This is a genomic window from Streptomyces cadmiisoli (assembly GCF_003261055.1).
Lineage (GTDB): Bacteria > Actinomycetota > Actinomycetes > Streptomycetales > Streptomycetaceae > Streptomyces > Streptomyces cadmiisoli.
Genome location: NZ_CP030073.1, coordinates 2,626,429 through 2,652,398 on the forward strand (window position 1 = coordinate 2,626,429; position 25,970 = coordinate 2,652,398).

The following is a 25,970-nucleotide window of genomic DNA, read 5'->3' on the forward strand; positions in this document are numbered from 1 at the left end:
TGGCTACCCTCTTCGGCGATGAGCAACCGGTACCTGGACCTCCGGGGCGCGACGGGACGCGCGGCCCCGCTGGTCGTGCTGCGCTGTGCCGCTCTGCTCGCCGTACTGATGTGGCTGCTCCCGGTGTGCGCGCACAGCGCGGAGGAGGCGGTCCGCACGACCCCCGCCGCCGCACCCGGCACCGCACCCGCCGCACCCGCACCGGCCGCCTCCGTTCCCGGCTCGGCGCCGGCCGACTCCGTACCCGGCACCTCCGTGCCGACGGCCTCCGGTCCCGGCGACCCGCCCGCCGCCGCGGCCGCCGCCCGCGCGTTCCGGGCGGGCGACGTCCACGACTGCCCCGACTTGGAGCACCGGCCCGGCGACACCCACTGCCGGCCCGCCGCGAAGGCCGTCGCGAGCACGGCGTCGTCCGGCGTGCCGGTGCCGCCGCCGCGGGCGACGGACGTCACCGGCGCGGGCCGCGACGGGCTGTCGCCGCCGTGCCGCGGCACACCGGACGTACTCGTCCGCACCCCCGGCATCCATCGGCTCGGCATTCAGCGGATCTAGAGCGGCCCGCACGGCCGCCGCGCGGCCGTGCCCGCCGACACCTCCTGCCCCGGCATCCCGTTCCGGGCGCGCAGGCCATCGACCGCTCGAATCGCATCGCCGCGCCCTGCGTGCGCGGTGAGGACAAGGACATGCCATGGGGTCTTCCCGAGCCAAGGAACAGCGCGCCGCCCGTCGCGCCAAGATGGAGGAGATACGCCGCGCCGAGGCGGCGCGCGAACGCCGCAACCGCGTCATCACCTGGACCGCGAGCGCGGTCATCGTGGTCGGTGTCGCGGGCACCGGCTGGTACTTCGTCGACCGGGCGGAGCGGGCCGACCGGGCGAGAGAGGCCGCGGCCGCCGAACCGGTCGCGGGTGAGAAGACCTTCGAGGACCTGGGCCGCGACCACGTCGCCACCCCGGTCGACTACCCGATGTCCCCGGCCGTCGGCGGCAACCACCACCAGGCCTGGATCAACTGCGACGGAGACGTCTACGACAAGGAGATCGGGGAGACGAACGCCGTGCACTCGCTGGAGCACGGCGCGGTGTGGGTGACGTACAACGACAAGGCCGCCGAGAAGGACGTCGCGGCACTGAAGGACCGGGTGTCCCGGACGCCGTACACCTTGATGAGTCCTTACGCCGACCAGTCCTCGCCGATCGTTCTGTCGGCCTGGGGCAAGCAGGTGAGCGTGGACGGCGCCGACGACCCGAGGGTCACGGCGTTCCTCGACAAGTACGTGCAGGGCGAGCAGACGCCCGAGCCGGGTGCCGCCTGCACGGGAGGCATCTCCGCGTGATCCGTCGCGGTCACCCGGATCCGGGGCCGGGTGACCGCCGACCGCGTCGTGCGGGCGACGCGCGCCCCGCCGCCGGGCGCGTGCCGACCGGCGGCGTCATCCTCATTGACATGGCTTCCGGACGCTTGGAGACTCCCCTTCTGCGGAACACGAAGTCTTCTTCACCTGGCGAACATCATCCTTCCCGCTCCCGGAAACGCTCGCGCAGAGGACAGGGACCCATGGCCATCACCCGCGACCTGCTGATCGGCGGCAAGGACGTGCCCGCCGCGTCCGGACGCACCACCGACGACACCGACCCGTACACCGGTGAGACCTACGCCCGGGTGGCCGCGGCGGGCGCGGAGGACGTCGCGCGGGCCGTGGACGCGGCGCACGGGGCCTTCGACGCGTGGGCCGCGCTCAGTCCGTTCGCGCGGCGCGCCGTCTTCCTCGACGCCGCCGGTCTGCTGGACGCGCGCGCCGAGCGGATCGCCGATCTGATGGCCCGTGAGGTGGGCGCCACCCGGCCCTGGGCGTACTTCAACGTGGCGCTGGCGGCGAACATCCTGCGGGAGGCCGCCGCCGCGATCACCGCGCCCCGCGGCGAGGTGCTCAGCGCGCAGGAGCACGGCGCCCTGGGCCTGGCCGTGCGGGAGCCGCTGGGCGTGGTCGCCGCCTTCGCGCCGTGGAACGCGCCCGTCATCCTGGGCACCCGGGCCGTGGCCGCGCCGCTCGCCGCGGGGAACACCGTCGTGCTCAAGCCGAGCGAGCAGGCCCCCCTCGCCTGCGGGTATCTCGTCGCGGACGTACTGCGGGAGGCCGGCCTGCCGGACGGCGTACTGAACGTGGTCACCAACGATCCCGCCGACGCGGCGGAGGTCGCCGAGGCCCTGATCGCCGACCCGCGCGTACGGGCGGTGAACTTCACCGGGTCCACCGCCGTGGGCCGGATCATCGGTGAGCAGGCGGCCCGGCACCTCAAGCCCGCCGTCCTGGAGCTGGGCGGCAAGAACTCCGTCATCGTCCTCGACGACGCCGACGTCGACTACGCGGTGGACGCGGCCGCGTTCGGGGTCTTCATGAACGCCGGGCAGATCTGCATGTCCGGCGACCGGATCCTGGTGCACGCGTCGCTCGCCGAGGAGTTCACCCGGAAGTTCACCGCCAAGGTCGCCGCGCTGCCGACGGGCGACCCGGCCGACCCGAGCACCGTCGTCGGCCCGCTGGTCAGCACGGGCGCGGCCCGGCGGGTGGCGGGCCTGGTGCGGGACGCGCTGGACAAGGGGGCCGCCCTGCTCACCGGGGGCGGCTCACCGGAGGGAGCGGTGCATCCGGCCACCGTGCTGTCCGGTGTCACCGAGGAGATGGAGCTGTACCGGGCCGAGGCGTTCGGGCCGGTGTGCGTCGTGGCATCGTTCGCCACGGACGACGAGGCCGTGGCCCTGGCCAACGACACCGAGAACGGCCTGACGTGCGGCATCATCACCGAGAACGGCACGCACGGTCTGCGGGTGGCGCGTCGTGTCCGGACCGGCATCGTGCATGTCAACGACCAGTCCGTCGCCGACGAACCGCAGGCCCCGTTCGGCGGTGTCAAGGCCTCCGGGTACGGGCGGTTCGGCGGGCGCTGGGGCATGGAGGCGTTCTCCGGCACGCGCTGGGTGACGATGGCCACCCAGCACGCGCACTACCCGTTCTGACCCCGGTCGGGTCAGCCCTGCTGCAGGGTGATGTCCCGCTGCCGTGTCGCGTGGAAGTAGGGCAGCGGCAGTCCGCCCTGCGGGCGCAGTTCGACGAGTGTGGCCTCGACCCGGGCCGTGCCGGCGCGCAGCGTTGCGGGGCCGGCCTGGCCGGTGTTCTCCCAGCGGTGCGTCAGACCGTCGCAGACGGCGCGGGTGCCGCCGATGCCCCGCGAGGCGCCGAGGGTGCCCTGCGCCACCGACGAGCTCACGAACACCGGACCCGTGCCGCCGGTGCAGCGGTAGGTGCCGGACAGGGTGATGGTGCCGTCGGCCGAGATCCGGCCGCTGGGGTCGACGGTGACGGTCTCGTCCGGGGCGGCGGACGCCGGTGCCGAGGGCGCCGCGGCCAGCACGGCGAGCGCGGCGGCGAGCACACCGAGCGCGGAACGTAGGGACATGTGGAACCTCCTGGTGTGTGTGGGGGGATTCCACTGGTACCCGGCGACGGCCCTCGCCCGCGTGACCGTCACCCCGTCGGTGGCGAGTTGGCACCGGCCGTCCGGGATCCGTCCGGGTGTCGTACCCGTCCTGTCACGCTTCCCGCGCGGCCGTTCCCGTGCGCGCACGGCGGGCGCATGGTCGTGGCATACGGATGGTTCCACGACCGTGGAGGTGCGCCATGTGTTCCCACCAGCCCTCGTGCCCCCGGGCCGACGCCCGCGCCCCGCACGTCGTCGCCGCCCACCCCGAGCAGGGCTGGAACCTGCTCTGCAACGGTGTGATCGTCTTCGACGACACCGGTGAACTGCTGCCCGACGGCCGCGTGGTCGCGCCGTGGCGCTACGGCAGCACCGCGAACCCGTCCAGCTCCACCATGGCCTCCTCGTCCCACAGCCGTACGACCTCGACGACCGCCATCGCGGGATAGTCCCGCCCCGCCAGCCGTCGCCAGACGCGCCCCAGTTCGGGGGCGTGCGCGCGGTAGGCGGCGACGTCCGTGGCGTAGACGGTGACCCGGGCGAGGTCGGACGGGGCGCCGCCGGCCGCGCGCAGTGCGGCCAGCAGGTTGGTGAGCGCCTGTTCGAACTGCTCGGCGAGGCCGGATCCGGTGATCTTGCCGTCGGCGTCCAGGGCGGTCTGGCCGGCCAGGAAGACCACCCGGGTGCCGGTGCCGACGACGGCGTGCGAGAAGCCGGTGGCCCGGGACAGGCCGGGCGGGTTGATCCGTTCGGCGGTCATCGCGGCGCCTCCTCGGCGGCGTACAACTCCTTGGCGATGATTTCGCGTTGGACCTCGCTGGCCCCCTCGTAGATGCGCGGTGCGCGCACCTCGCGGTAGAGGTGTTCGAGCAGATGGCCGCGGCGCAGGGCCCGGGCGCCGTGCAGTTGCACGGCTGTGTCGATGACGTACTGGGCGGTCTCGGTGGCCAGCAGTTTCGCCATGGCGGCACGCCGCGGAACACCGTCCGCGCCGTCGTCGTGGGCCGCCGCCGCCGCGTACACCATCAGGCGGGCCGCCTCCGTCCGCACGGCCATCTCGGCGACCTGGTGGGCGACGCTCTGCAGATCCTTCAGCCGGCCTCCGAAGGCCTCCCGCCACGCGGTGTGCACGAGGCTCGCGTCCAGCGCCGCCTGCGCCATCCCGACCGCGAAGGCGCCGACGCTGGGCCGGAACAGGTTGAGCGTGCCCATGGCGACGCGGAAACCCCGGTCCTTCTCGCCGAGCACGTCGTCGGCCGTGACCGGTACGCCCTCGAAGTCGAGGGAGCCGATGGGGTGGGGCGAGAGCATGTCGAGTGCGGTGCCGGTCAGGCCGGGGCGGTCGGCCGGCACGAGGAAGGCGGTCACTCCGCGTGCGCCCGCACCCGGACTGGTCCGCGCGAAGACGGTGTAGAAGTCGGCCTCTGGGGCGTTGGAGATCCACCACTTCTGCCCGGTGAGCCGCCAGCGCGAGGCGCCGTCGGGTGCGGCGGCCAGCGCGGTGCCGGCGTGCTCCGGGGCCGCTCGGGCACCTGACGCGCCGTCGGCGTCGTGGGGCTCCGCGTCCGCGCTCAGCGCCAGCGCCGCCGCGTCGGAGCCGGCGCCGGGCTCGCTCAGCGCGAACGCGGCGACCACGGTGCCCTCCATCACCCCGGGCAGCAGGCGGGCCCGCTGGGCCGGCGTGCCGTGGGCGTGCACCGGGTGGGCTCCCAGGCCCTGGAGGGCGAGCGCGGTCTCGGCCTCGGTGCAGGCGTAGGCGAGGGATTCGCGCATCAGGCACAGGTCGAGCGCGCCGGAGGTGAACAGCCGCTCCAGCAGTCCGAGGCGGCCGAGTTCGGCGAGGAGGGGACGGTTGACCCGGCCGGGTTCGCCCTTCTCGGCGAGCGGGCTCAGCCGTTCGGCGGCAAGCGCGCGCAGCTCGGCACACCAGGCGATTCGGTCCGGTTCGAGTGAGAATGCGGGCATCGCCAGTCCTCTCTCCGAAGCGGGACGACTCCACGGTATCGCGTGCCATTGACTGCCGTCATCAACACGATACGCTCCATGTGCGAGCTACCCAGCCGCCCACCAGGCAAGGGGGCGAACCGCCATGGCCGGTCTGACCCGCTCCGCCCACGTCGACACGTTCGCGCGCGACCACCTCCCGCCGCGCGAGCAGTGGCCCGAACTCCGCTTCGACCTGCCGGAGCTGCACTATCCCGAACGGCTCAACTGCGCCGCCGAACTTCTGCACGGCCCCCCGGACGACCGGGCGGCGCTGCGCACCCCGGACGGCGGGCTGTGGACCTACGGCGACCTGCGCGCCCAGGTCGACCGGATCGCGCACCTGCTCACCACGGACCTGCGCGTCGCGCCGGGCAACCGGGTGCTGCTGCGCGGCCCGACCACACCCTGGCTGGTCGCCTGCTGGCTGGCGGTGCTCAAGGCGGGCGCCGTCGCCGTCACCGTGCTGGCCCAGCAGCGCCCGCAGGAACTGGCCACCGTCTGCGAGATGGCGTGCGTACGGCACGCCCTGTGCGACGTGCGGGCCGTCGACGACCTCGCCAAGGCCGACGTGCCGGGGCTGCGGATCGCGACGTACGGCGGTGACACCCCGGACGACCTGCTGCGCCGCCCGGCCCCGGACGCCCCGTTCCCGGCCGTGGACACCGCCGCCGACGACGTGGCGCTGATCGCCTTCACCTCCGGCACCACGGGCCGCCCCAAGGGGTGCATGCACTTCCACCGGGACGTCCTGGCGATCGCCGACACCTTCTCGCGCCATGTGCTGCGGCCCCGCGCCGACGACGTGTTCGCCGGCAGTCCCCCGCTCGGCTTCACCTTCGGCCTCGGCGGCCTCGTCGTCTTCCCGCTGCGGGCCGGCGCCTGCGCCCTGCTGCTCGAACAGGCCGGCCCCAGGCAGTTGCTGCCCGCGATCGCCGAGCACCGGGTGTCGGTGCTGTTCACCGCGCCCACCGCGTACCGCGCCATGCTCGGCGAACTCGACCGGTACGACATGACGTCGCTGCGCCGCTGTGTCTCCGCGGGCGAGAACCTGCCCGCGGCCACCTGGCGGACCTGGCACGAACGCACCGGGCTGCGCGTCATCAACGGCATCGGCGCCACGGAACTGCTGCACATCTTCATCTCGGCGGCCGACGAGCACATCCGGCCGGGCACGACCGGACTGCCCGTCCCCGGCTGGCAGGCCCGCGTGGTGGACGGCGAGGGCCGCGAACTGCCCGACGGGGAACCCGGACTGCTGGCCGTGCGCGGGCCGGTGGGCTGCCGGTACCTGGCCGATCCGCGCCAGCGGGAGTACGTGCGCGGCGGCTGGAACATCACCGGGGACACCTACGTCCGGGACGGCGACGGCTACTTCCGGTACGTCGCCCGCGCGGACGACATGATCATCTCGGCCGGGTACAACATCGCCGGACCGGAGGTGGAGGACGCGCTGCTGCGGCATCCGGACGTGGTGGAGGCGGCGGTCGTCGGACGGCCCGACGAGGCGCGGGGCATGGCCGTGGTGGCTTTCGTCGTAATGAAGGAGGGCGCCGAGCGGAGCACCGAGGCGCTGCGCGAACACGTCACGTCCGAGCTGGCGCCCTACAAGTGCCCCCGCGAGTTCGTGTACTTGGACGCCCTGCCGCGCACGGCGACCGGGAAGCTCCAGAGGTTCCGCCTGCGGACCGGTGGTGACCGGCAGTGACACACACGACTTAAGATGATCAACGTGTCCGACCTGCCGGCTCCCCGGTCTCTCATCGTCACGCTGTACGGCGCGTACGGCCGTTTCATGCCCGGCCCCGTGCCCGTCGCCGAGTTGATCAGGCTGCTGGCCGTGGTCGGGGTGGACGCGCCGTCGGTGCGCTCCTCGGTGTCCCGGCTCAAGCGGCGCGGTCTGCTCGTGCCGGCCCGCACCGAGCAGGGCGCGGCCGGCTACGAACTCTCGCCGGACGCCCGCCAGTTGCTGGAGGACGGCGACCGGCGCATCTACGCGACCGCGCCGCCGGGGGACGAGGGCTGGGTGCTCGCGGTGTTCTCCGTGCCCGAGTCCGAGCGGCAGAAGCGGCACGTGCTGCGCTCGCGGCTGGCCGGACTCGGCTTCGGCACGGCGGCGCCCGGCGTGTGGATCGCGCCGGCCCGGCTGTACGAGGAGACCCGGCACACCCTCCAGCGGCTGCGTCTCGACCCGTACGTCGACCTGTTCCGCGGCGACCACCTCGGTTTCGCGCCGACCGTCGAGTCGGTCGCCCGGTGGTGGGACCTGGCCGAGATCGCCGAGCGGCACGAGGCGTTCCTCGACCGGCACGAGCGGGTGCTGCACGCGTGGGAGCGGCGCACGCGGACCCCGCCGGAGGAGGCCTACCGCGACTATCTGCTCGCGCTGGACTCCTGGCGCCATCTGCCCTACACCGACCCGGGGCTGCCCGCGGGCCTGCTGCCCGCGAACTGGCCGGGCGCGCGGTCGGCCGCGGTGTTCCGGGGCCTGCACGACCGGCTCAGGGACACCGGCGCGGGCTTCGTCGGCCTGTGACACCCGCCGCGCCGCGGGTCCCCGACAAAACCCTCGCCGGCGCGGCGACGCCGAGCGCGGGATCGGCCGGCCTCAGCTGCCGAGCGTCAGCCGCGGCTTGGGGGCGTCGGTGCGTCCGGTCCGCGGAGGCCTGCTGCCCGCCCGGTACGGGGCCGGCCACGCCACCCCCGGACCCTCGTAGCCCTGCTCGGCGGCGGCGTGCAGCGTCCAGTGCGGGTCGTACAGGTGCGGCCGGCCCAGCGCGCACAGGTCCGTGCGCCCGGCCAGGATCAGCGAGTTGACGTCGTCCCAGGAGGAGATCGCGCCGACCGCGATCACCGGGACACCCGCCTCGTGCCGGATCCGGTCCGCGTACGGGGTCTGGTACGAGCGCCCGAACTCCGGCTGCTCCTCGGCGACCACCTGCCCCGTCGACACGTCGATCGCGTCGGCGCCGTGCGCGGCGAAGGCACGGGCGATCTCCACGGCCTCCTCCGGCGTGGTCCCGCCGTCGGCCCAGTCCGTGGCGGAGATGCGGACGGTCATGGGCCGCTCGGGCGGCCACACGGCGCGTACGGCGTCGAAGACCTCCAGCGGGAAGCGGAGCCGCCGGGTGAAGGAGCCGCCGTAGGCGTCGGTGCGCCGGTTGGTCAGCGGTGAGAGGAAGCCGGAGAGCAGGTAGCCGTGGGCGCAGTGCAGCTCCAGCAGGTCGAAGTCGGCGCGAGCGGCCCGCAGCGCGGCGTCGGTGAACTGCTCGCGGAGATCGGTCAGCTGGGCGCGGGACAGCTCCCGCGGGCTCTGGCCGCCCGCTCGGTACGGCAGGGGTGAGGCGGCGACCAGCGGCCAGTTGCCCTCGGGCAGCGGCTCGTCCATGCCCTCCCACATGAGCCGGGTCGAGCCCTTGCGCCCCGAGTGGCCCAGTTGCACACCGATCGCGGTGCCGGGGGCCTGGGCGTGCACGAACTCCGTGATCCGCTTCCACGCCTCGGCCTGCTTGCCGGTGTAGAGGCCGGCGCAGCCGGGGGTGATCCGCCCCTCGGGGCTGATGCACACCATCTCGGTCATCACCAGACCGGCACCGCCGAGGGCGCGGGCACCGAGGTGGACGAGGTGGAAGTCGCCGGGCACGCCGTCACGGGCGGAGTACATGTCCATCGGCGAGACGACGACCCGGTTGCGCAGGGTCAGGCCGCGCAGCCGGAACGGGGTGAACATCGGGGGCGTCGCGGGCGGGCAGCCGAACTCGCGCTCCACCGCCTCGGTGAAGTGCGTATCGCGCAGCCGCAGGTTGTCGTGGGTGACGCGGCGGCTGCGGGTGAGCAGGTTGAAGGCGAACTGGCGGGACGGCTGGTCCAGATACAGACCGAGGTTCTCGAACCACTCCAGGCTGGCGCGGGCCGCGCGCTGGGTGGAGGCGACGACGGGGCGGCGCTCCGCCTCGTAGGCGGCGAGCGCCTCGGGCAGGGCCGGCTGTTCGTCCAGGCACGCGGCGAGGGCCAGCGCGTCCTCGACGGCGAGCTTGGTGCCGGAGCCGATGGAGAAGTGGGCGGTGTGCGCGGCGTCGCCGAGCAGCACGACGTTGCCGTGCGACCAGCGCTCGTTGACGACGGTGCGGAACGTGGTCCAGGCGCTGTTGCCGGACTTCAGCGGCCGGCCGCCGAGCGCGTCCGCGAAGATCTTGGCGCAGCGCTCGATCGGCTCCCGTTCGCCGAGGTCCGCGAACCCGGCCGCCCGCCACACCTCCTCGCGCATCTCCACGATCACCGTGGAGGCGCCGGGTTGCCGCTCCCCGGCGGGCGCCGCGGGGTCCTGGTCGTGGGACGGGCCGGCGTACGGGTAGCCGTGCAGTTGCATCACGCCGTGTTCGGTCTCGGCGATCTCGAAGCGGAAGGAGTCGAGGGCGAAGTCGGCGGCGAGCCAGATGTAGCGGCAGCGGTGGTCGGTGATCCGGGGCCGGAAGACGTCCGCGTAGGTCTCGCGGGTGCCGCTGTGCACTCCGTCGGCCGCGACCACCAGGTCGTGGTCCGCCGCGAGCCGGTCGGGGTGGGGCGCCTCGGTGCCGAAGCGCAGGTCGACGCCGAGGGAGCGGCAGCGCTCGTGCAGGATCGCCAGCAGCCGGTGCCGGCCGAGCGCGGCGAAGCCGTGGCCGCCGGAGGTGTGGCGTACGCCCCGGTGCACGACGTCGATGTCGTCCCAGCGCACGAAGTCCTTGCGCAGGGCCTCGTACACCACCGGGTCGGCGTGTTCGATGCCGCCGAGCGTCTCGTCGGAGAGCACGACCCCGAAGCCGAAGGTGACGTCCGGGGGGTTGCGCTCCCAGACGGTGACCTCGCGGCCGGGGTCCAGGCGTTTGAGCAGGGCGGCGGTGTAGAGGCCGCCGGGGCCCCCGCCGACGACGGCCACGCGCATGGTCACCGCCCCCGCCACTTCGGTGCCCGCTTCTGGGTGAAGGCGGCGTGGAACTCGGCGTAGTCCTCGCCGTTCATCAGCAGGGCCTGTGTCGAGGCGTCCAGTTCGACGGCGGCGGCCAGCGGCATGTCCAGCTCGGCGGTGAGCAGCGCCTTGGTCTGCGCGTGCGCGAGGGCGGGGCCCTCAGCCAGACGGCGGGCCAGCGCCTGGGCGGCGGCGTCGGCGCCGCCCTCCTCGGTGAGCTCGCTGATCAGGCCGATCCGCTCGGCCTCGGCGGCCCGGACCGGTTCGCCGAGCATCAGCAGCCGGGTGGCGTGGCCGAGGCCGACGACGCGGGGCAGCAGATAGGCGGCGCCCATGTCGCCGCCGGACAGGCCCACCCGGGTGAACAGGAAGGCGAAGCGGGCGGTCGGGTCCGCGACCCGGAAGTCGGCGGCCAGCGCGAGCACCGCTCCGGCGCCGGCCGCCACCCCGTGCACCGCGGCGATCACCGGGAACGGGCACTCCCGTACCGCCCGCACCACCTGGCCGGTCATCCGGTTGAAGTCCAGCAGCTCGGCGGTGTCCATGGACAGGGTCGCGCCGATGATCTCGTCGACGTCCCCGCCGGAGCAGAAGCCGCGGCCCTCGCCGGCCAGCACCAGGGCGCGCACGGACCGCTCCCGGGACAGCTCGGCGAGCAGGTCGCGCAGGTCGGCGTAGGCGCCGAAGGTGAGGGCGTTGAGCTTGTCGGGGCGGGCGAGCGTGACGGTGGCCACGCCGTCGGTGCGATCGAGGCGCAGATGGCGCCAGCGTGAGGTGGGGGCGGCGGAGCCGGTGAAGGGACTCATGGGGTGCGGCCTCCTCGGACGGTCATGGCCTCACGGAGCTGTGGTCAAGAAGTTATCACCGATCCGTAACTGTCGTCATGACTACGCAATAGGCCAGCTCGGTGGCCTGTTCCCAGGAGTGCGGTCCTGTCACATACGTCACCGGGCGTCAATAACGCGGTAACAGCGGGAGCAGCCGTGCACGGCCGTCCGTTCGTCCGGGTAAGCCGGTGGTGCGGGACCGCCGGTCCCGGCCGGCACCCCTCGCAGGACCGTGAGCGGGGGCGCCGTACCATGCCTGAAGTTGATTGCAGGACCGCCTGGCTGCCGGGCGCCCCGGGTACCTGCTCCATGAACGGACTCGCCTTGCACGAACGCCCCTCCGCCTCCTGGCGCATCGCGCTGCCGCACTCCGCCGCGGCGGTGCCCGTGGCGCGCGCCCTGGTCCGTACGGCGCTGACGGAGCTGGAGCACGCCGCGGACAGCGACACCGCCGAGCTGCTCACCGCGGAGCTGGTCGCGAACGCCGTCGAGCACACCGCCGGGGACAGCCCGATAGAGCTGGTGGTGGAGTTGCTGCCGACCGGCTGCAAGGTGGAGGTGCACGACCGGGACCCGGCGCCGCCCGGCAACCTCACCCGTCCCTCGGTCGGCGAGCCCGACCCCTGGCAGGAGCACGGGCGCGGTCTGCTGCTGATCCGCGCCCTCAGCGCCTCCTGCGGTCACCGCCCCACCGAGTCCGGCAAGGCGGTGTGGTTCAGACTGCCGACGGTGCCCGCTCAGCGGCGTCGGCGGCCGGCGTGAGCGCCGCGAGCCGGGACCTGCGGCGCCCGTAGCCGAGGTAGACCAGGACTCCGAGGGCCAGGAACACCGCGAACTGGATCCAGGTCGTCCAGCCCGTCTCGTACATCAGGTACAGGCAGAAGCCCACGCCGAGCAGGGGCAGCACCGGGTTCAGCGGCACGCGGAAGGTGCGCGGCAGCTCCGGCCGGCGGCGGCGCAGCGCGATCACGGCGATGTTGACCGCGGCCATGACGGCGAGCGTGCCGACGGTGCACAGATCGACCACGGAGTCCAGCGACGCGAACGCGGCCGGGACGGCGAAGACCACGGCGATGATCAGCGTGCCGGCGACGGGCGTGGCGGTCCTCGGGGAGACCCGCTCGAAGACACGCGGGACGAGCCCGTCGCGGGACATCGACATCAGGATGCGGCTCTGGCCGTACATCACCGCGAGCACCACCGACGCGATGGCGACGACCGATGACCAGGACGGCGGGCAGGTTGACGGCGCCGCCGTCGCCGGGGCTCGCGGGGCGGGCATGCGGGTGGTGCTCGTTTCTGGTGGTGCGGTGAGCGACGGTGGTCGCGACGGGCGGCCGCGGAGAGGGGTGGGTCCGGGCCGCCGAACAGGGCAGGCGCCGGTCAGGCGAGAGTGGCGACGAGGACGGCCTTGATGGTGTGCAGCCGGTTCTCCGCCTGGTCGAAGACCACCGAGTGGGCGGACTCGAACACCTCGTCGGTGACCTCCAGCGAGGTCAGTCCGTGCCGCTCGTGGATCTCGCGGCCGACCTTCGTGCCGAGGTCGTGGAAGGCGGGCAGGCAGTGCAGGAACTTCACGTCCGGGTTGCCGGTGGCGCGCAGCACGTCCATGGTCACGGCGTAGGGGCCGAGGGCGGCGATCCGCTCGTCCCAGACCTCCTTGGGCTCGCCCATGGAGACCCAGACGTCGGTGGCGACGAAGTCGGCCCCGCGGACGCCCTCCGCCAGGTTCTCGGTGAGGGTGATGCGGGCGCCGCCGGCCGCGGCGAGTTCCCTCGCCCGGCCGACGACCTCCTCGGCGGGCCAGTAGGCCCGGGGCGCGACGATGCGCACGTCCATGCCGAGCAGGGCGCCGGTGACCAGGTAGGAGTTGCCCATGTTGAAGCGGGCGTCGCCGAGGTAGGCGAAGGCGGTCTCGGTCAGCGGCTTGGTGGTGTGCTCGGTCATGGTCAGCACGTCGGCGAGCATCTGGGTGGGGTGCCAGTCGTCGGTCAGGCCGTTGTAGACCGGCACGCCCGCGTAGGCCGCGAGGTCCTCCACGTTGTCCTGGCTGTCGCCCCGGTACTGGATGGCATCGAACATCCGTCCGAGGACGCGCGCGGTGTCCTTCACCGACTCCTTGTGCCCGATCTGCGAACCGGAGGGGTCGAGATACGTCGTCGAGGCGCCCTGGTCGGCGGCCGCGACCTCGAACGCGCAGCGGGTGCGCGTCGAGGTCTTCTCGAAGATCAGCGCGATGTTCCTGCCCCGCAGACGGCGGGTCTCGACCCCGGACCGTTTGGCGGCCTTCAGCTCCGCCGCCAGCTCGACCAGACCGCGGAACTCCTCCTCGGTGAAGTCCAGCTCCTTGAGGAAGTGGCGGCCGGCGAGGGCGGTCGGGACTGTCGCCATGGGGCGCTCCAGGGTCACGGGTCAACGGGCATGTGGAAGTCTATACGATTGTTGACATTTCTATGCAGGACCCGTCGCGGCTACACGGCATCCCGTTCGACGGGGCAGCTCATGCACCGCGGCCCGCCCCGGCCCCGGCCCAGTTCGCTGCCCGGGATCTCGATCACCTCGATGCCCTGCTTGCGCAGATGCGTGTTGGTGGTGGCGTTCCGCTCGTAGGCGACGACGACCCCCGGCTCGACGGCGAGCACGTTGCAACCGTCGTCCCACTGCTCGCGCTCGGCGGCGTGCACGTCCTGCGTCGCGGTCAGCACCCGGATCTCGCTCAGGCCGAGTGCCGCGGCGATCGCCCGGTGCATGTGCTCCGGCGGGTGGTCGGTGACCTTCAGTTCCTTGTCGCCCACGCCGGGTTCGATCGTGTACGAGCGGAGCATGCCGAGCCCCGCGTACTGGGTGAAGACATCGGCGTCGACCATCGTCATCACGGTGTCGAGATGCATCAGCGCGCGCCGCTTGGGCAGGTCGAGCGCCACGATGGTCTGCGCGGAGCCCGCGGCGAACAGCTTGTGCGCGAGCATCTCCACCGCCTGCGGCGTGGTCCGCTCGCTCATGCCGATCAGGACGGCGCCGTTGCCGATCACCAGCACGTCCCCGCCCTCGATGGTGGACGGGTAGTCGGCCTGCCCCTCGGACCACAGGTGGAACCCGGTGTCGCGGAACAGCGGATGGTGCCGGTAGATCGCCTCGAAGTGCACCGTCTCGCGCTGCCGGGCGGGCCAGCGCATCGCGTTGATGGAGACGCCGTCGTAGATCCAGGCCGAGGTGTCGCGGGTGAAGAGGTGGTTGGGCAGCGGGCCGAGCAGGAAGTCGTCCAGGTCCATCACATGGAAGCGCACGGAGGTCGGCTCGGCGTGCGCCGCCAGGAACTCCCGCTTGGTCATGCCGCCGACCAGCGCGTCGGCGAGTTCCGGGGCGGGCAGTGCCTCGAACGCGGCCCGCAGGTGATCGGTGGCCAGCGGCCCGTACTCCTTCTCGTCGAAGACCCGGTCGAGGACCAGTCCGCGGGCCGCCGGGATCTCCAGCGTCTCCTCGAGCAGGTCGCCGAACAGGTGGACGGTCACCCCGCGGTCGCGCAGTACGTCCGCGAACCCGTCGTGCTCGGCGCGCGCCCGGCGCACCCACAGCACGTCGTCGAAGAGCAGGGCGTCCTTGTTGCTGGGGGTGAGCCTTTTGAGCTCCAGATCCGGCCGGTGCAGGATGACGCGGCGCAGCCGCCCGGCCTCGGAGTCGACATGGAATGCCATGCCTCCATCCTGACCAATCGCGCACACGTTCACCCCACTTTTCGCCGGTGCCGCGCCCCTCGGGCGCACGGAGGCGGGCGGTCCGGCACGCCCCTCGCCGGACGAGAACGGCGGCCGCCCCGTGCCCCCCGTGCCTCCGGCCGGAGGCGGCGTACGACTGCCGGTACGACGGCGTCCCGCCCGTACCGTTCCGTGGTCGGCGGCCGGACACCCGGAAGAACACCGTGAGCCGTGACCTGTTGATCACGCACTTCGTGGGGGCCTCGGCGGTGGTGCTGGTGGCAGCGCACGCGGGGGGACGCCTCGCCCGGTGGCTGGGACAGCCCGGCATCGTCGGGCAGTTGACGGCGGGCATCGCCCTCGGCCCGTCACTGCTCGGCAGTGCGGCACCGGGGGCGTACCAGGCGGTGTTCCCCGAGGCGATCGCCCCCGCGCTGACCGGACTGGCGCAGTTCTCGCTGGTGGTGTTCCTGTCCGCGGTGGGCTACGAGCTGGATCCGGGCGTCCTCGGCGAGCGGGCCCGTACCGCCGTGGCCGTGGCGCCGGCGGCCTTCGCGGTGCCGATGGCGGTGTGCTGCGCGTGCGCGCTGCTGTTCGGCCCCTGGCCGCTCGGGCTGGGCATGCCCGAGCGGCCCTCGCCGGCCATGGTGGTGTTCGCCGGGATCGCGCTGTCGATCACCGCGGTGCCGGTGCTGACCGCCCTCGTGCGGGAGAACGGCCTGGCGTCGACCGTGCCCGGGGTGGTGGCGGTGTCGGCCGCCGGGCTGCTCGATGTGATCGGCTGGATCACACTGTCGGCCGTCACCGTTCCGGCGGTCGTCACCAAGGTCGGCAGCGGCACCATGGCGGCCCGGCTCGGCGACTTGGACCGGCACGAGGCGCGCACGGTCGGTGTGCTGCTGAGCGCCCGCGGCCTGACCGAGCTGATCGCCCTGGACGCGGGTCTGCGCTCGGGCCTGCTGAGCCCCTGTACTCGGCTCACCCAGCCGCTGCTGCACCTGGTCCGCCGGGCCGGCGCCCGGGAACGGCCCGTGCCGCGGCCCGGCCCCGCGGCGGCCGGCCGGCCCGCGTCACGCACGCGGGCCGACTGACCGTCCGGCGCCGGGGTTCACAGCCGCGGGTCCACCGGCTCCGACTCCAGGGCGAGCACCCCGAACACGGCCTCGTGCACCCGCCACAGCGGCTCGCCCTCGGCCAGCCGGTCCAGCGCCTCCAGACCGAGCGCGTACTCGCGGATCGCCAGCGACCGCTTGTGGTTCAGGAACCGCTGCCGCAGCCGGGCCAGGTTGTCCGGGCGGGTGTACTCGGGACCGTAGATGATCCGCAGGTACTCCCGGCCGCGGCACTTGACGCCGGGCTGCACCAGCCGCCCCTCGCCGGTGCGGACCACACCGCCGAGCGGCTTGACGACCATGCCCTCGCCGCCGCGTCCGGTCATCTCCAGCCACCAGTCGACACCGGCCCGCACCGACTCCGGGTCGCCGGTGTCGACGTACAGGCGCCGGGTGGTGCGCAGCAGTCCGCTGCCGTCGTGCTCCACCAGCCGGTCGAGCAGCGCGAGCTGCTCGTCGTGGGGCAGGGCGGCCAGGCTGCGGCCCTGGACCGCGAGGATCTGGAACGGCGCCAGGTGGACGCCGTCCAGTCCGTCGGTGGTCCAGCAGTAGCGGCGGTAGGCCTCGGTGAACGCGGTGGCGTCCGCGGCCCGTGCACGCTGCCGGGACAGCAGGCCCGCCACGTCCACACCGCGCGCCGCCGCGCCCTCCAGCGCGCTCAGCGCCCCCGGGAACACCGCCCCGGCGGCGGCGCCGACCGCCGCGTACTGACTGCGCAGCAGGCCCGATGCCTTCAGCGACCACGGCATCAGCTCGGCGTCGAGCAGCAGCCAGTCGGTCTCCAGCTCGGTCCACAGACCGGCCGCGTCGATCGCCGACCGCAGCCGCCCGAGGATCTCCTCGGAGACGGACCCGTCGTCGAAGAAGGGGCGGCCGGTGCGTGTGTACAGGGAGCCGGTGACGCCCTCGACCCCGAAGCGGCGGCGGGCCGCCTCCGCGTCCCGGCACACCAGGGCCACGGCGCGCGAGCCCATGTGCTTCTCCTCGCACACGACGCGCGCGACACCGTCCGCCGCGTACTGCGCGAACGCCTCGGCCGGGTGCTCCAGATAGCCGTCCTCGTGCGAGGTCGCGGTCGGCGCCATGGTCGGCGGCAGGTACGGCAGCAGCCTCGGGTCGACCGCGAAGCGGCTCATGACCTCCAGCGCCGCCGCCGCGTTCTCCTCGCGGACCGCGACCCGGCCGGCGTGCCGGGTCTCCACGGCGCGCCGGCCGTGCACGTCCGCCAGGTCCAGCGGCCGGCCGTCGTGTCCGCCGGGCGCCTCGGACCGCAGCGGCTTCGCCGGCTCGTACCAGACCCGCTGTGCCGGTACGTCGACCAGTTCGCGCTCCGGCCAGCGCAGCGCGGTGAGGTTGCCGCCGAAGACCGCTCCGGTGTCGAGGCAGATGGTGTTGTTCAGCCAGGTGGCCTGCGGGACGGGCGTGTGGCCGTAGACGACGGCCGCGCGGCCCCGGTAGTCCTCCGCCCACGGGTAGCGCACCGGCAGCCCGAACTCGTCGGTCTCACCGGTGGTGTCGCCGTACAGGGCGTGCGAGCGCACCCGCCCGGACGTGCGGCCGTGGTACTTCTCCGGCAGTCCGGCGTGGCAGACCACCAGCCTGCCGCCGTCCAGGACGTAGTGGCTGACCAGGCCGTCGATGAACTCCCGTACCTCCTGCCGGAACTCCTCGCTCTCGCCGTCCATCTGCGCGACGGTCTCGGCCAGTCCGTGGGTGTGCTGGACCTGGCGGCCCTTGAGGTACCGCCCGAACTTGTTCTCGTGGTTGCCGGGCACGCACAGCGCGTCGCCCGACTTCACCATCGCCATCACGCGGCGCAGCACTCCGGGGCTGTCCGGGCCGCGGTCGACGAGGTCGCCCACGAAGACGGCGGTACGGCCGTCGGGGTGCGCTCCGTCGACGTAGCCCAGCTTGCCCAGCAGTGCCTCCAGCTCGGCCGAGCAGCCGTGGATGTCGCCCACGATGTCGAAGGGGCCGGTCAGGTGGGTCAGGTCGTTGAAGCGCTTCTCGGTGACGACGGTGGCGTTCTCGACCTCCTCCACGCCCCGCAGCACATGCACCTTGCGGAAGCCCTCGCGCTCCAGGTGCCGCAGGGAGCGGCGCAGTTCGCGGGTGTGGCGCTGGATGACCCGGCGCGGCATGTCGGCCCGGTCGGCGCGGGCCGCGTTGCGTTCCGCGCAGACCTGCTCGGGCACGTCGAGGACGATGGCGATGGGCAGGACGTCGTACTGCCGGGCCAGCTCGATCAGCTGACGCCGGGAGTCCTGCTGCACGCTGGTGGCGTCGACGACCGTGCGGCGGCCGGCGGCCAGCCGCTTGCCGGCGATGTAGTGCAGGACGTCGAAGGCGTCCCGGGTGGCGCTCTGGTCGTTCTCGTCGTCGGAGACGAGCCCGCGGCAGAAGTCGGACGAGATCACCTCGGTCGGCTTGAAGTGCCGGCGCGCGAAGGTGGACTTGCCCGAGCCGGAGGCGCCGACCAGCACCACCAGCGAGAGATCGGTGACGGGCAGGGTGCGCCCCTCGGTGTCGACGACGGTCATGCGGCCTTCTCCTCCTTCACGGTGTCGGTCCCGGTGCCGGTCCCGGTACTGGTCCCGGCCGTGCTCACGGTGAACACGGCCATCTGCGTGGGCGGCCCCACCTGCGGGTCGTCGGGCCCGACCGGCCGGAAGCCGACCTCGTACCCGTGCCGTTCGGCGACGGCCGCGGCCCACTGCCGGAACTCCTCGCGTGTCCACTCGAAGCGGTGGTCCCGGTGCCGGACGTGCCCGGCCGGCAGGGACTCCCAGCGCACGTTGTACTCGACGTTCGGCGTCGTCACGAGGACCGTCCGGGGGCGGGCGGAGCCGAACACCGCGTACTCCAGGGCGGGCAGCCGGGGCAGGTCCAGGTGCTCGATCACCTCGCTGAGCACGGCGGCGTCGTAGCCCTTGAGCCGGTTGTCGGTGTAGGCGAGCGATCCCTGGAGGAGCGTGACGCGCGAGGCCTGCCGCTCCCCCATGCGGTCCAGCTTCAGCCGCCGGGAGGCGATCGCCAGGGCCCGCACCGACACGTCGAGCCCGACGATCTCGGTGAACCGCGGGTCCTTCAGCAGCGCCTGCACCAACTGGCCCTGACCGCAGCCGAGGTCCAGCACGCGGGCGGCACCGTACTCCCGCAGCGCGGCGAGGATCGCGTCCCGCCGCTGCACGGCGAGCGGTGTCGGCTTCTCCACCTCCTCGGTCTCGGCCCCGACCGCGTTGTCGAGGTCCTCGACCTCGCTGTCGTCGGACTCGGCCAGCCGCACCAGTTCGAGCCGCTCCATCGCCTGCCGGGTCAGCGACCAGCGGCGGGACAGATAGCGGCTGGTGATCAGCTTCTGCTCGGGGTGGCCGGGCAGCCAGCCCTCGCCGGCCCGCAGCAGCTTGTCGACCTCGTCCGGGGCGACCCAGTAGTGCTTGGCGTCGTCGAGCACCGGGAGCAGGACGTACAGATGGCGCAGGGCCGCCGCCAGAGTGAGCGTGCCGGACTCCAGGACGAGGCGCACGTACCGCGAGTCGCCCCACTGCGGGAACTCGGTGTCCAGCGCCACCGGTTCGGCGGTCACGGTCCATCCGAGCGGCTCGAAGAGCCGCCGGACGAGATCGGGGCCGCCGCGGGCGGGCAGCGCCGGTATCTCGATGCGCAGCGGCAGCGGCTGCCGGGCGCGCTCGGGCCGGGCCCCGCACACCCCGCGCATCGCGCTGGAGAACACCGCGCTGAGCGCCACGGCGAGCAGTGAGGACGCCGCGTACGGGCGGTCGTTGACGTACTGCGCGAGGGCCGCGTCGGGTGCGCCGCCCCGGCCCTTGCCCTTGCCGCGCCGGACGAGCGCCACCGCGTCGACCTCCAGCAGCAGGGCCACCGTGCAGCGTTCGGCGTCGGCCTCGGGGTAGAGGACGTGCGCCGTGCCGTAGGAGGTGGAGAACACCTGCGCCTTGTCGGGATGCTTGTGGAGCAGGAAGCCGAGATCGGTCGCGGGGCGTTCCGGGGTACCGGTGGTGGTGATCGTCAGGAACACGGTGGGTAGGCCTCGAATGGGTCTGAAGTGCGGGTATGCACCCGCCTTGGCCATGCCAAACTACCGACAACCCCGCCTCGGGCACCCGGTATTTTCCGCCGCCCTGTGACAGGCCTGTGACCGGAAGGGTGGCCTCCGTCACAGCTCGACGGGTCCGGTCCTGATCGACTCTGCGGATGCGCCCCCGCCACCCCCGCCACCTCCCGAGTCGTTTCCTCGTCCCGGCGTCCGTCCTCGTCCTGCTGCTCTCGGCCTGCGGGACGCAGCAGGCCGCTCCGCACGACGGCGGTTCGAACGGCTGCCCGACCGTCCCGCCCCCGGACCCCTACGGCTCGCAGCCGGACGACGTGCGGATCACCGGCTTCGCCGGAGCCGGGTGCGGCGAGGTCGAGTACGAGGTCACCAACGGCGAGCCCGAACCCTTCACGTACACCGTCACCTTCGACCTCCGTACGGGCTCCGGCGCCGTGCTGTCGAACCTGACGGAGACGGTCCCGGGCGTCGCGGCCGGCCGCACCGTGCGCCGCACCCTGGCCCTCGGCTCCCAGTCCTCCGCGCAGTCGTCCGACGACGTGCGGATCTCCCTGGTCAGGAGCGTCCCGGCGGACGAGGCGCCGGCCGAGCCGGGTCGCTGCCCGTCGTCGGGGGTACGGCTGTACGCCGACCGGGGCGACGCCGCGATGGGGCTGCGGGTGGTGGGTCTGCACCTGGAGAACTGCGGCACCGAGCCGTACCGGCTGCACGGCTACCCGCGGCTCCGGCTGCTCGACGAGGACCACGAGCCCGTCGACGGCGTGCGGATCCTCCGCGGCGGTGACGCCGTCGCCCTCGGGACAGGCGACGGCGGGCCGCCCGAGCCGCTCGTCCTGCGGCTCGGGGAGCGCGCGGCGTCCGGGCTGGTCTGGCGCAACACCGTCGGAGCCGGGGAGCCGGTCGACGCGCCGTACGTGCGGATCTGGGCGAAGCCCGGCGCCGACGCCGTGACCGTGACCCCGGAGCTCGACCTGGGCACCACCGGCAGACTCGGCGTGCACGCGTGGCGCAAGGAGGACGCGGGCCGGCCCGCCTCCGGCGCCCCGGCACAGCCCTGAGGGAGGCAGAGGCCGGTGAACTCCTTCTTTCTGCTTCTGCTGCTGCTGGTGATCGGCGTGGTGACCGCGGTCGGCCTGTGCGGCTACGCCTTCGGCACGATCGCCGGCCACGGCGTCCGGCGGGCGAGCCGCCCCGCGCGGCTGCGGTTCCTCGCCGCGCTCACCGGCGCCGGGGCCGCCGCCCTGTACACCTGGGGGGCGCTCCATGTGCTCGGCGGCGACATCGCGGCGGGGGACGGCGGCGCGGGCTCCGCGCCCATCCGGCCCTGTCTGGAGGCCGGCGGGCCCGAACGCGGCGCCAGGACCCTGAGGACGAGCGTCAGCGTGATCCCGATCCGCCTGGTCTGCCACACGAGCACCGGGGAGCGCTACACCGCCGCCGTCCCCGGCTACGTCAACCCCGCCGTCGCGGTCCTCTCCCTGTCCGGCGCCGTGCTCGCCGTCGGCGCGGGGTACGCCGGCGAGCTGGACGCCCGTAGAAACAAGGCGAGTTGACCGCGGCGGCGGGGCGGGGCGGCCGGCCGGGCTCTAGGACAGCTGCGACTGGACCTCCGAGGAGATCAGCTCCAGGTGGTCGAGGTCGTTCAGGTCGAGGATCTGGAGGTAGACACGGCGGGAGCCGGCCTCGGCGTAGCGGCCGATCTTGTCGACGACCTCGGCCGGGGAGCCGGCCAGGCCGTTGGCCTTCAGCTCGGCCACCTCGCGGCCGATCGCGGCGGCGCGGCGCGCCACCTCCTGTTCGTCCTTGCCGACGCAGGCCACGAGGGCGTTGGAGAAGACGATGTCGCCGTCCTTGCGTCCGGCCTTCTCCGCGGCGGCGCGCACCCGGCCGAACTGGCGCTCGCTGTCCTCGGCGGAGGCGAACGGCATGTTGAACTCGTCGGCGTACTGCGCGGCCAGCCGTGGCGTACGGGTGGCGCCGTGACCGCCGATCAGGACCGGGATCTTCGCCTGGGCCGGCTTGGGCAGCGCGGGCGAGTCCTTGAGCTCGTAGTACGTGCCGTGGAAGTCGAAGGTCCGGCCGACCTCCGTGGCCCACAGCCCGGTGACGATCTCCAGCTGCTCCTCCAGGCGGCCGAACTTCTCCTTCGGGAAGGGGATGCCGTACGCCGCGTGCTCCTCCGCGAACCAGCCCGCGCCCAGGCCGAGTTCGACCCGGCCGCCGGACATCTGGTCGACCTGGGCGACCTGGACGGCGAGGACGCCGGGCAGCCGGAAGGTCCCGGCGGTCATCAGCGTGCCGAGCCGGATGCGGCTGGTCTCGCGGGCCAGCCCGGCCAGGGTGATCCAGGCGTCCGTCGGTCCGGGCAGGCCGTCGACGGAGCCCATCTTCAGGTAGTGGTCGGAACGGAAGAAGGCGTCGAAGCCGAGGTCCTCGGTGGCCTTCGCGACGGTGAGCAGGGTGTCGTAGGTCGCCCCCTGCTGGGGCTCGGTGAAGATTCGAAGATCCATGCCTTCCATCCTGCCCCTTCATGCTCCTCGCAGACGGCATGAGTCCCCGCGGCCGCGCCTCCGCCGCTCGGCGGGTGTGCCGTTCGGTGGCGAAGCGGGCGGCCCCCGGTCCCGTCCCCGGCTCGGGTGAATCTCGTCCGAGGCGGGCGCGGTGCCGGACGGATCCGGTGACCCGCCTCCCGGGTGATCGTTGGCTCGGGCGGAGCCGGAGCCCCGGCGCCCGCGCCGGAGGGACGACCACCGGGGGCGAGACCCACACCGGCCCTGTCCGGGGCCACGGTCCGAGGAGGCCGTCATGTCCGAGGAGAACGTCCCGCTGCAGGGCGGCGGCGCCCAGCCGAAGGGGCTGGTGCAGCAGATGGAGGAGCTGATGGCGGCGCTGAACGCGGACCTGTCCGCCCTGGACGCGGACCTGCGGTCGGCCGGGCGGCGGAAGCGCGCCGCCCGGCCGGCGGCCGAGCAGCCCACCCACCGGCCCTAGTGCCGCGGCCCCAGGTCAGCCCCTGCCCCTTCCGGCCCCGCCCGGCCTAGCCCGCCTCCCGCTCCGGCAGCGCGGGCTCCCGGTCGGCCAGTCTGCGCAGCATCTCCAGGACCCGGTCCCGAGACTCGTCCGCCGCGTCGATGGCCTCCATGCACTGCCAGTACCTGCCCTCGTCGGGCGCGGAGCACGCGATGCCGACGAGGGCGATACCGACCTCGCCGAGCAGGCCGCCCAGGCTCAGCAACGCCTGGCGGGCGTCGCCGAGTTCGGTCAGGCGGGCGGCGCGCAGCTCTTCCGTGTCGAGCTGCGGGGTGTCGAGCACACCGCAGCCCCTGCCTGCCAGCTCGGTCAACCCCAGTGCCTCGCCCCGCAGTTCGGGCGGGCCGAAGACCGCCAGCCGACTGCCGATCGCCTGAGCCAGCGCCTGGGCCTGCCACACCTCCGTCATGATCTGCGGCACGTCACCGCTCGCCGCAAGGGCACGCCTGCTCGTCAGGATGAGTCGCACCGCGTCCATGCGCTGCCCCCGTCTGTCCCGCCGCGCCTCAGCACGTTTGCCCGAACTCCATCGTTCCACTACCCAGAGTGAGGGCGCCTGAGACGAAAAGCCAGAGGAAGGCGGAAATCTGGGGACAACAATTCGGATTCACTTCGGATTTCAGCTGCGGAGAGTGAAAGTGGACGGACCGACTCCTGCCGCCCGGCGCTGCGGGTCAGGGACCGTCCGGTGCCGGAAAGCGCCGTTCGTTGCGGTCGATCTTCGCGTCCAGCGCGGCCAGCGGATCGATGCCGAGCACCTCGCACACCTGGAGCAGATACGCGAGGACGTCGGCGACCTCGTCCGTCACCCGGTGCGCGGTGTCCGGATCGTCCATCACCCGCGCCGACTCCTCCGGCGTCAGCCACTGGAAGATCTCGACGAGTTCGGACGCCTCGACGCTGAGCGCGGCGACGAGGTTCTTGGGCGTGTGGTACGGCTGCCAGTTGCGCGCGGCGGCGAACGCGGCCAGTCTGCGCTGGAGCTTCGCCAGGTCAAGGGGTTCGGTCACGGCTTCAGGTGTACCACCGTGACCCCGTCGGTCCCCGCGGCCCAGGACGCGTCGCTGACCGCCCCGACGGTGCGGATGTGACCGGCCTCGCCCATCCGGGCGGCCAGGCGCAGCAGTTCGGCGCGCTGGCGCGGGTCCAGGGACCGGTCGGGGCCGTCGGTGAGCACGGTGAGCGTCTGGAGGGCGGCGGGCACCTCGGCGGCCGGGTCGACCGCCAGGACCCCGGGCCCGGTCAGCAGGACCAGGAGGAGGGCGATGTAGCGCAACTCGCCGTCGCCCAGCCGCGCGAAGTCGGTGCGGATGCCGTGGCCCCGGTCGAGCAGTGCGCGGACGGTGCCGTCGCCGCGCGGTTCGGCGAGCACGTCGACGAGGGGCCCGGCGCAGCCGGCCCGCACCGCCGCGACGAACCGGGCGTGCCGGCGCGCGCACTCGGACCGCGTGCGCCACAGGACGTCGGCCAGGTTGTCGCAGCCGCCGAGCAGCCGTCCGGTGCCGGACGGGACGGGGTCGCGCATCCGCTCCGGACGGGGGTCGCAGGCGAAGACCGAGCGCAGGGCGACCACCATCTGCTCGGCGGCGGCGAGCACCCGCCGCTGCCCGTCGGTCCGGCCCGCCACGCGCAGCGGCAGCAGGGCGGTGCCGAGCCGGTCGTCGGGCAGCGGCGCACGCGTCACCGGCGTGGAGCCGGCGGTGTGCCAGGCGGCCTGCACGGCACGTCGGCCCGGGTCGCGCAGGGCCGTCTCCAGCAGGACCACGTCCCCGGCCGACAACCGCTCGCCGACGACCCGCAGTTCGGGTTCGGCCTGGACGGCCAGGTCGAGCCGGACGGGCCCCTCGGGTCCGTCGGCCGTGCAGCCGATGCGGAAGCCGCGGCGGTGCTGGGTGTCGGGCCGGGCGCGTTCGGGCACGCAGGCGGCGGGGTCGGGGAACGCCTCGCCGAGTTCGGCGCCGCCGCCGAGCCGGGCGAGCGCGTCGTAGGCCCGCAGGGCGCTCGTCTTGCCGCAGCCGCTGGGCCCGGCGAGCAGGGTGCACGGGCCGAGCGCGAATCCCGTCCGGCGGTGACCGGCGAACGCGGACAGCCGCAGTTCGGTCACGCGCGGCCGGTCGGGTGGTTCCGGTCGCTGCGGGGTGGGGGCTCCGGACGCGGACGTCGTGGGTGACACGGCCATGTCCGGACCGTAGGGCTCGGCACCGGGGCGAACCGTTCCACCTGCCCGACCTTCCTACGATCGGGCGACCGTACCGGAGCGGCGTCACCCGCAGGGGGCCACCGCTCGACGCCGGGGACGAAACCGATGCGGGGTCCGCCCGCACCCGGGCCCCGCTCCACCGGCCACCGACTCGCGCCCTGAAGCGCCGGCACACGGGCACCCACCCCGAAGGACACCGCCCCCGGGGCGACGGCCCTCACGCGCCCGACATCCGCGCGCCCTCCATCAGGTCCTGCACCTCGGTGCCGGGCGGGGTCAGCAGGAACACGTTGCGGTCCACACGGTGCATGCCGCTCGACAGCCCGAAGACGACACCGGTGCTGAAGTCGAGGACGCGCTTGGCGACCTCGCCCTCCGCGCCGGTCAGGTCGAGCAGCACCGGGATGCCCGCCATCAGCGTCTCGGCGACCTCGCGGGCGTCCGCGAACACATTGACCCGGAGCACGACGAAACGGCGGCGCGTCTCGGTCTCCGCGTCCGGCAGGGCGCGGTGCCCGACGGCCGACGGCCAGGCGTCGCGCCCCCGCAGCGGCACGACCTGGGCGAGTCCTGCCCACTGCTCATCGGTGACGTCATGGCTGTTCACCGGCTCCCCCCGTACTG

Annotated in this window: 24 protein-coding genes and 2 pseudogenes; 11 read left to right on the forward strand and 15 right to left on the reverse strand. The window is 73.6% G+C overall.

The genetic code is table 11. The features are described from left to right. The first annotated feature begins 18 nt into the window (after window positions 1-18). From DN051_RS10970 to DN051_RS10980, 3 genes are all read left to right on the forward strand, one after another. Window positions 19-552 carry a hypothetical protein gene (locus DN051_RS10970; RefSeq protein ID WP_112438609.1) on the forward strand — a complete coding sequence of 178 codons (534 nt, stop codon included), beginning with the start codon at window positions 19-21 and terminating at the stop codon, window positions 550-552. Between the two features lie 136 nt (window positions 553-688). Beyond that, on the forward strand, window positions 689-1,336 hold the full coding sequence (locus DN051_RS10975) for a thioredoxin-like domain-containing protein (protein WP_053760822.1): 648 nt from the start codon (window positions 689-691) through the stop codon (window positions 1,334-1,336). A gap of 221 nt (window positions 1,337-1,557) precedes the next feature. Further along, window positions 1,558-3,018, forward strand: coding sequence for an aldehyde dehydrogenase family protein (locus DN051_RS10980; RefSeq protein WP_053760821.1), 1,461 nt, complete (start codon window positions 1,558-1,560; stop codon window positions 3,016-3,018). Window positions 3,019-3,029: 11 nt separating this feature from the next. Here DN051_RS10980 and DN051_RS10985 read toward each other — a convergent pair whose 3' ends face one another. Beyond that, a complete protein-coding gene (locus DN051_RS10985) occupies window positions 3,030-3,458 on the reverse strand; it encodes a DUF6299 family protein (protein WP_053760820.1) in 429 nt (142 codons plus the stop codon). Between the two features lie 221 nt (window positions 3,459-3,679). On the opposite strand from DN051_RS10985, the pseudogene DN051_RS10990 reads away from it, so the two are divergent. Further along, a pseudogene (locus DN051_RS10990) lies at window positions 3,680-3,841 on the forward strand (DUF5999 family protein); the annotation flags it as partial. Here the strand turns inward: DN051_RS10990 and DN051_RS10995 are convergent. Together DN051_RS10995 and DN051_RS11000 are read right to left on the reverse strand one after the other, a co-directional pair. Further along, complete coding sequence (locus tag DN051_RS10995; protein ID WP_053760819.1) at window positions 3,841-4,239, reverse strand: RidA family protein; 399 nt, start codon at window positions 4,237-4,239, stop codon at window positions 3,841-3,843. The pseudogene DN051_RS10990 and the gene DN051_RS10995 sit on opposite strands and share 1 nt — an antisense overlap. Continuing rightward, window positions 4,236-5,444, reverse strand: a complete 1,209-nt coding sequence (locus DN051_RS11000) for an acyl-CoA dehydrogenase family protein (protein ID WP_112438610.1) — start codon at window positions 5,442-5,444, stop codon at window positions 4,236-4,238. The genes DN051_RS10995 and DN051_RS11000 overlap by 4 nt, the downstream gene beginning before the upstream one ends. Window positions 5,445-5,568: 124 nt before the next feature. Here DN051_RS11000 and DN051_RS11005 point away from each other — a divergent pair, with 124 nt between their 5' ends. Together DN051_RS11005 and DN051_RS11010 are read left to right on the forward strand one after the other, a co-directional pair. Continuing rightward, window positions 5,569-7,170: an AMP-binding protein gene (locus DN051_RS11005; RefSeq protein WP_281289059.1), complete on the forward strand. Its 1,602-nt coding sequence runs from the start codon at window positions 5,569-5,571 to the stop codon at window positions 7,168-7,170. Between the two features lie 15 nt (window positions 7,171-7,185). Beyond that, a complete protein-coding gene (locus DN051_RS11010; protein ID WP_053760817.1) occupies window positions 7,186-7,998 on the forward strand; it encodes a PaaX family transcriptional regulator in 813 nt (270 codons plus the stop codon). A gap of 72 nt (window positions 7,999-8,070) precedes the next feature. On the opposite strand, the gene DN051_RS11015 is transcribed toward DN051_RS11010, so the two are convergent. Together DN051_RS11015 and DN051_RS11020 are read right to left on the reverse strand one after the other, a co-directional pair. Then, complete coding sequence (locus tag DN051_RS11015) at window positions 8,071-10,386, reverse strand: bifunctional salicylyl-CoA 5-hydroxylase/oxidoreductase (RefSeq protein WP_112442218.1); 2,316 nt, start codon at window positions 10,384-10,386, stop codon at window positions 8,071-8,073. Window positions 10,387-10,388: 2 nt separating this feature from the next. Further along, window positions 10,389-11,216: an enoyl-CoA hydratase family protein gene (locus tag DN051_RS11020; RefSeq protein WP_053760816.1), complete on the reverse strand. Its 828-nt coding sequence runs from the start codon at window positions 11,214-11,216 to the stop codon at window positions 10,389-10,391. 330 nt (window positions 11,217-11,546) lie between these two features. Between DN051_RS11020 and DN051_RS11025 the strand changes: the two genes are divergently transcribed. After that, entirely contained in the window at window positions 11,547-11,999 is a 453-nt protein-coding gene (locus DN051_RS11025; RefSeq protein ID WP_053760815.1) for an ATP-binding protein, read from the forward strand. Here DN051_RS11025 and DN051_RS11030 read toward each other — a convergent pair. The 3 genes and pseudogenes from DN051_RS11030 to DN051_RS11040 form a co-directional block, all read right to left on the reverse strand. Further along, a pseudogene (locus tag DN051_RS11030) lies at window positions 11,953-12,468 on the reverse strand (APC family permease); the annotation flags it as partial. The gene DN051_RS11025 and the pseudogene DN051_RS11030 overlap by 47 nt on opposite strands. 152 nt (window positions 12,469-12,620) lie before the next feature. After that, window positions 12,621-13,628, reverse strand: a complete 1,008-nt coding sequence (argF, locus tag DN051_RS11035; RefSeq protein WP_053760814.1) for an ornithine carbamoyltransferase — start codon at window positions 13,626-13,628, stop codon at window positions 12,621-12,623. A gap of 80 nt (window positions 13,629-13,708) precedes the next feature. Then, entirely contained in the window at window positions 13,709-14,932 is a 1,224-nt protein-coding gene (locus tag DN051_RS11040) for an arginine deiminase (protein WP_053760813.1), read from the reverse strand. A 224-nt stretch (window positions 14,933-15,156) separates the two neighbouring features. On the opposite strand from DN051_RS11040, the gene DN051_RS11045 reads away from it, so the two are divergent. After that, window positions 15,157-16,023, forward strand: coding sequence for a cation:proton antiporter (locus DN051_RS11045; protein ID WP_112438612.1), 867 nt, complete (start codon window positions 15,157-15,159; stop codon window positions 16,021-16,023). A 17-nt stretch (window positions 16,024-16,040) separates the two neighbouring features. Here DN051_RS11045 and DN051_RS11050 read toward each other — a convergent pair whose 3' ends face one another. Together DN051_RS11050 and DN051_RS11055 are read right to left on the reverse strand one after the other, a co-directional pair. After that, window positions 16,041-18,584, reverse strand: coding sequence for a polynucleotide kinase-phosphatase (locus DN051_RS11050; RefSeq protein ID WP_053760812.1), 2,544 nt, complete (start codon window positions 18,582-18,584; stop codon window positions 16,041-16,043). Next, window positions 18,581-20,083 carry a 3' terminal RNA ribose 2'-O-methyltransferase Hen1 gene (locus DN051_RS11055; RefSeq protein WP_162624905.1) on the reverse strand — a complete coding sequence of 501 codons (1,503 nt, stop codon included), beginning with the start codon at window positions 20,081-20,083 and terminating at the stop codon, window positions 18,581-18,583. The genes DN051_RS11050 and DN051_RS11055 overlap by 4 nt, the downstream gene beginning before the upstream one ends. A gap of 176 nt (window positions 20,084-20,259) precedes the next feature. On the opposite strand from DN051_RS11055, the gene DN051_RS11060 reads away from it, so the two are divergent. Together DN051_RS11060 and DN051_RS11065 are read left to right on the forward strand one after the other, a co-directional pair. Continuing rightward, window positions 20,260-21,174, forward strand: a complete 915-nt coding sequence (locus DN051_RS11060; protein ID WP_112438614.1) for a DUF4232 domain-containing protein — start codon at window positions 20,260-20,262, stop codon at window positions 21,172-21,174. A 15-nt stretch (window positions 21,175-21,189) separates the two neighbouring features. Continuing rightward, window positions 21,190-21,669 (forward strand): hypothetical protein, encoded by a 480-nt coding sequence (locus DN051_RS11065; RefSeq protein WP_053760809.1) that lies wholly within the window; start codon window positions 21,190-21,192, stop codon window positions 21,667-21,669. Between the two features lie 33 nt (window positions 21,670-21,702). Here the strand turns inward: DN051_RS11065 and DN051_RS11070 are convergent, their stop codons facing one another. Beyond that, the gene (locus DN051_RS11070) at window positions 21,703-22,626 is read right to left on the reverse strand and encodes an LLM class F420-dependent oxidoreductase (protein WP_112442220.1); all 924 of its coding nucleotides are present in this window, start codon (window positions 22,624-22,626) and stop codon (window positions 21,703-21,705) included. Between the two features lie 295 nt (window positions 22,627-22,921). Here DN051_RS11070 and DN051_RS11075 point away from each other — a divergent pair, with 295 nt between their 5' ends. Further along, window positions 22,922-23,107 (forward strand): hypothetical protein, encoded by a 186-nt coding sequence (locus tag DN051_RS11075; protein ID WP_112438615.1) that lies wholly within the window; start codon window positions 22,922-22,924, stop codon window positions 23,105-23,107. Between the two features lie 46 nt (window positions 23,108-23,153). Here DN051_RS11075 and DN051_RS11080 read toward each other — a convergent pair whose 3' ends face one another. The 4 genes from DN051_RS11080 to DN051_RS11095 form a co-directional block, all read right to left on the reverse strand. Continuing rightward, window positions 23,154-23,624, reverse strand: coding sequence for a DUF6099 family protein (locus tag DN051_RS11080; protein ID WP_112438616.1), 471 nt, complete (start codon window positions 23,622-23,624; stop codon window positions 23,154-23,156). Window positions 23,625-23,820: 196 nt separating this feature from the next. Further along, on the reverse strand, window positions 23,821-24,156 hold the full coding sequence (locus DN051_RS11085; protein ID WP_053760806.1) for a nucleotide pyrophosphohydrolase: 336 nt from the start codon (window positions 24,154-24,156) through the stop codon (window positions 23,821-23,823). After that, window positions 24,153-25,325 carry an AAA family ATPase gene (locus DN051_RS11090; protein WP_246040996.1) on the reverse strand — a complete coding sequence of 391 codons (1,173 nt, stop codon included), beginning with the start codon at window positions 25,323-25,325 and terminating at the stop codon, window positions 24,153-24,155. Before DN051_RS11090 ends, DN051_RS11085 begins: the two co-directional genes overlap by 4 nt. A 238-nt stretch (window positions 25,326-25,563) precedes the next feature. After that, entirely contained in the window at window positions 25,564-25,953 is a 390-nt protein-coding gene (locus DN051_RS11095) for a cell division protein SepF (protein WP_053760805.1), read from the reverse strand. Between the last annotated feature and the right edge of the window lie 17 nt (window positions 25,954-25,970).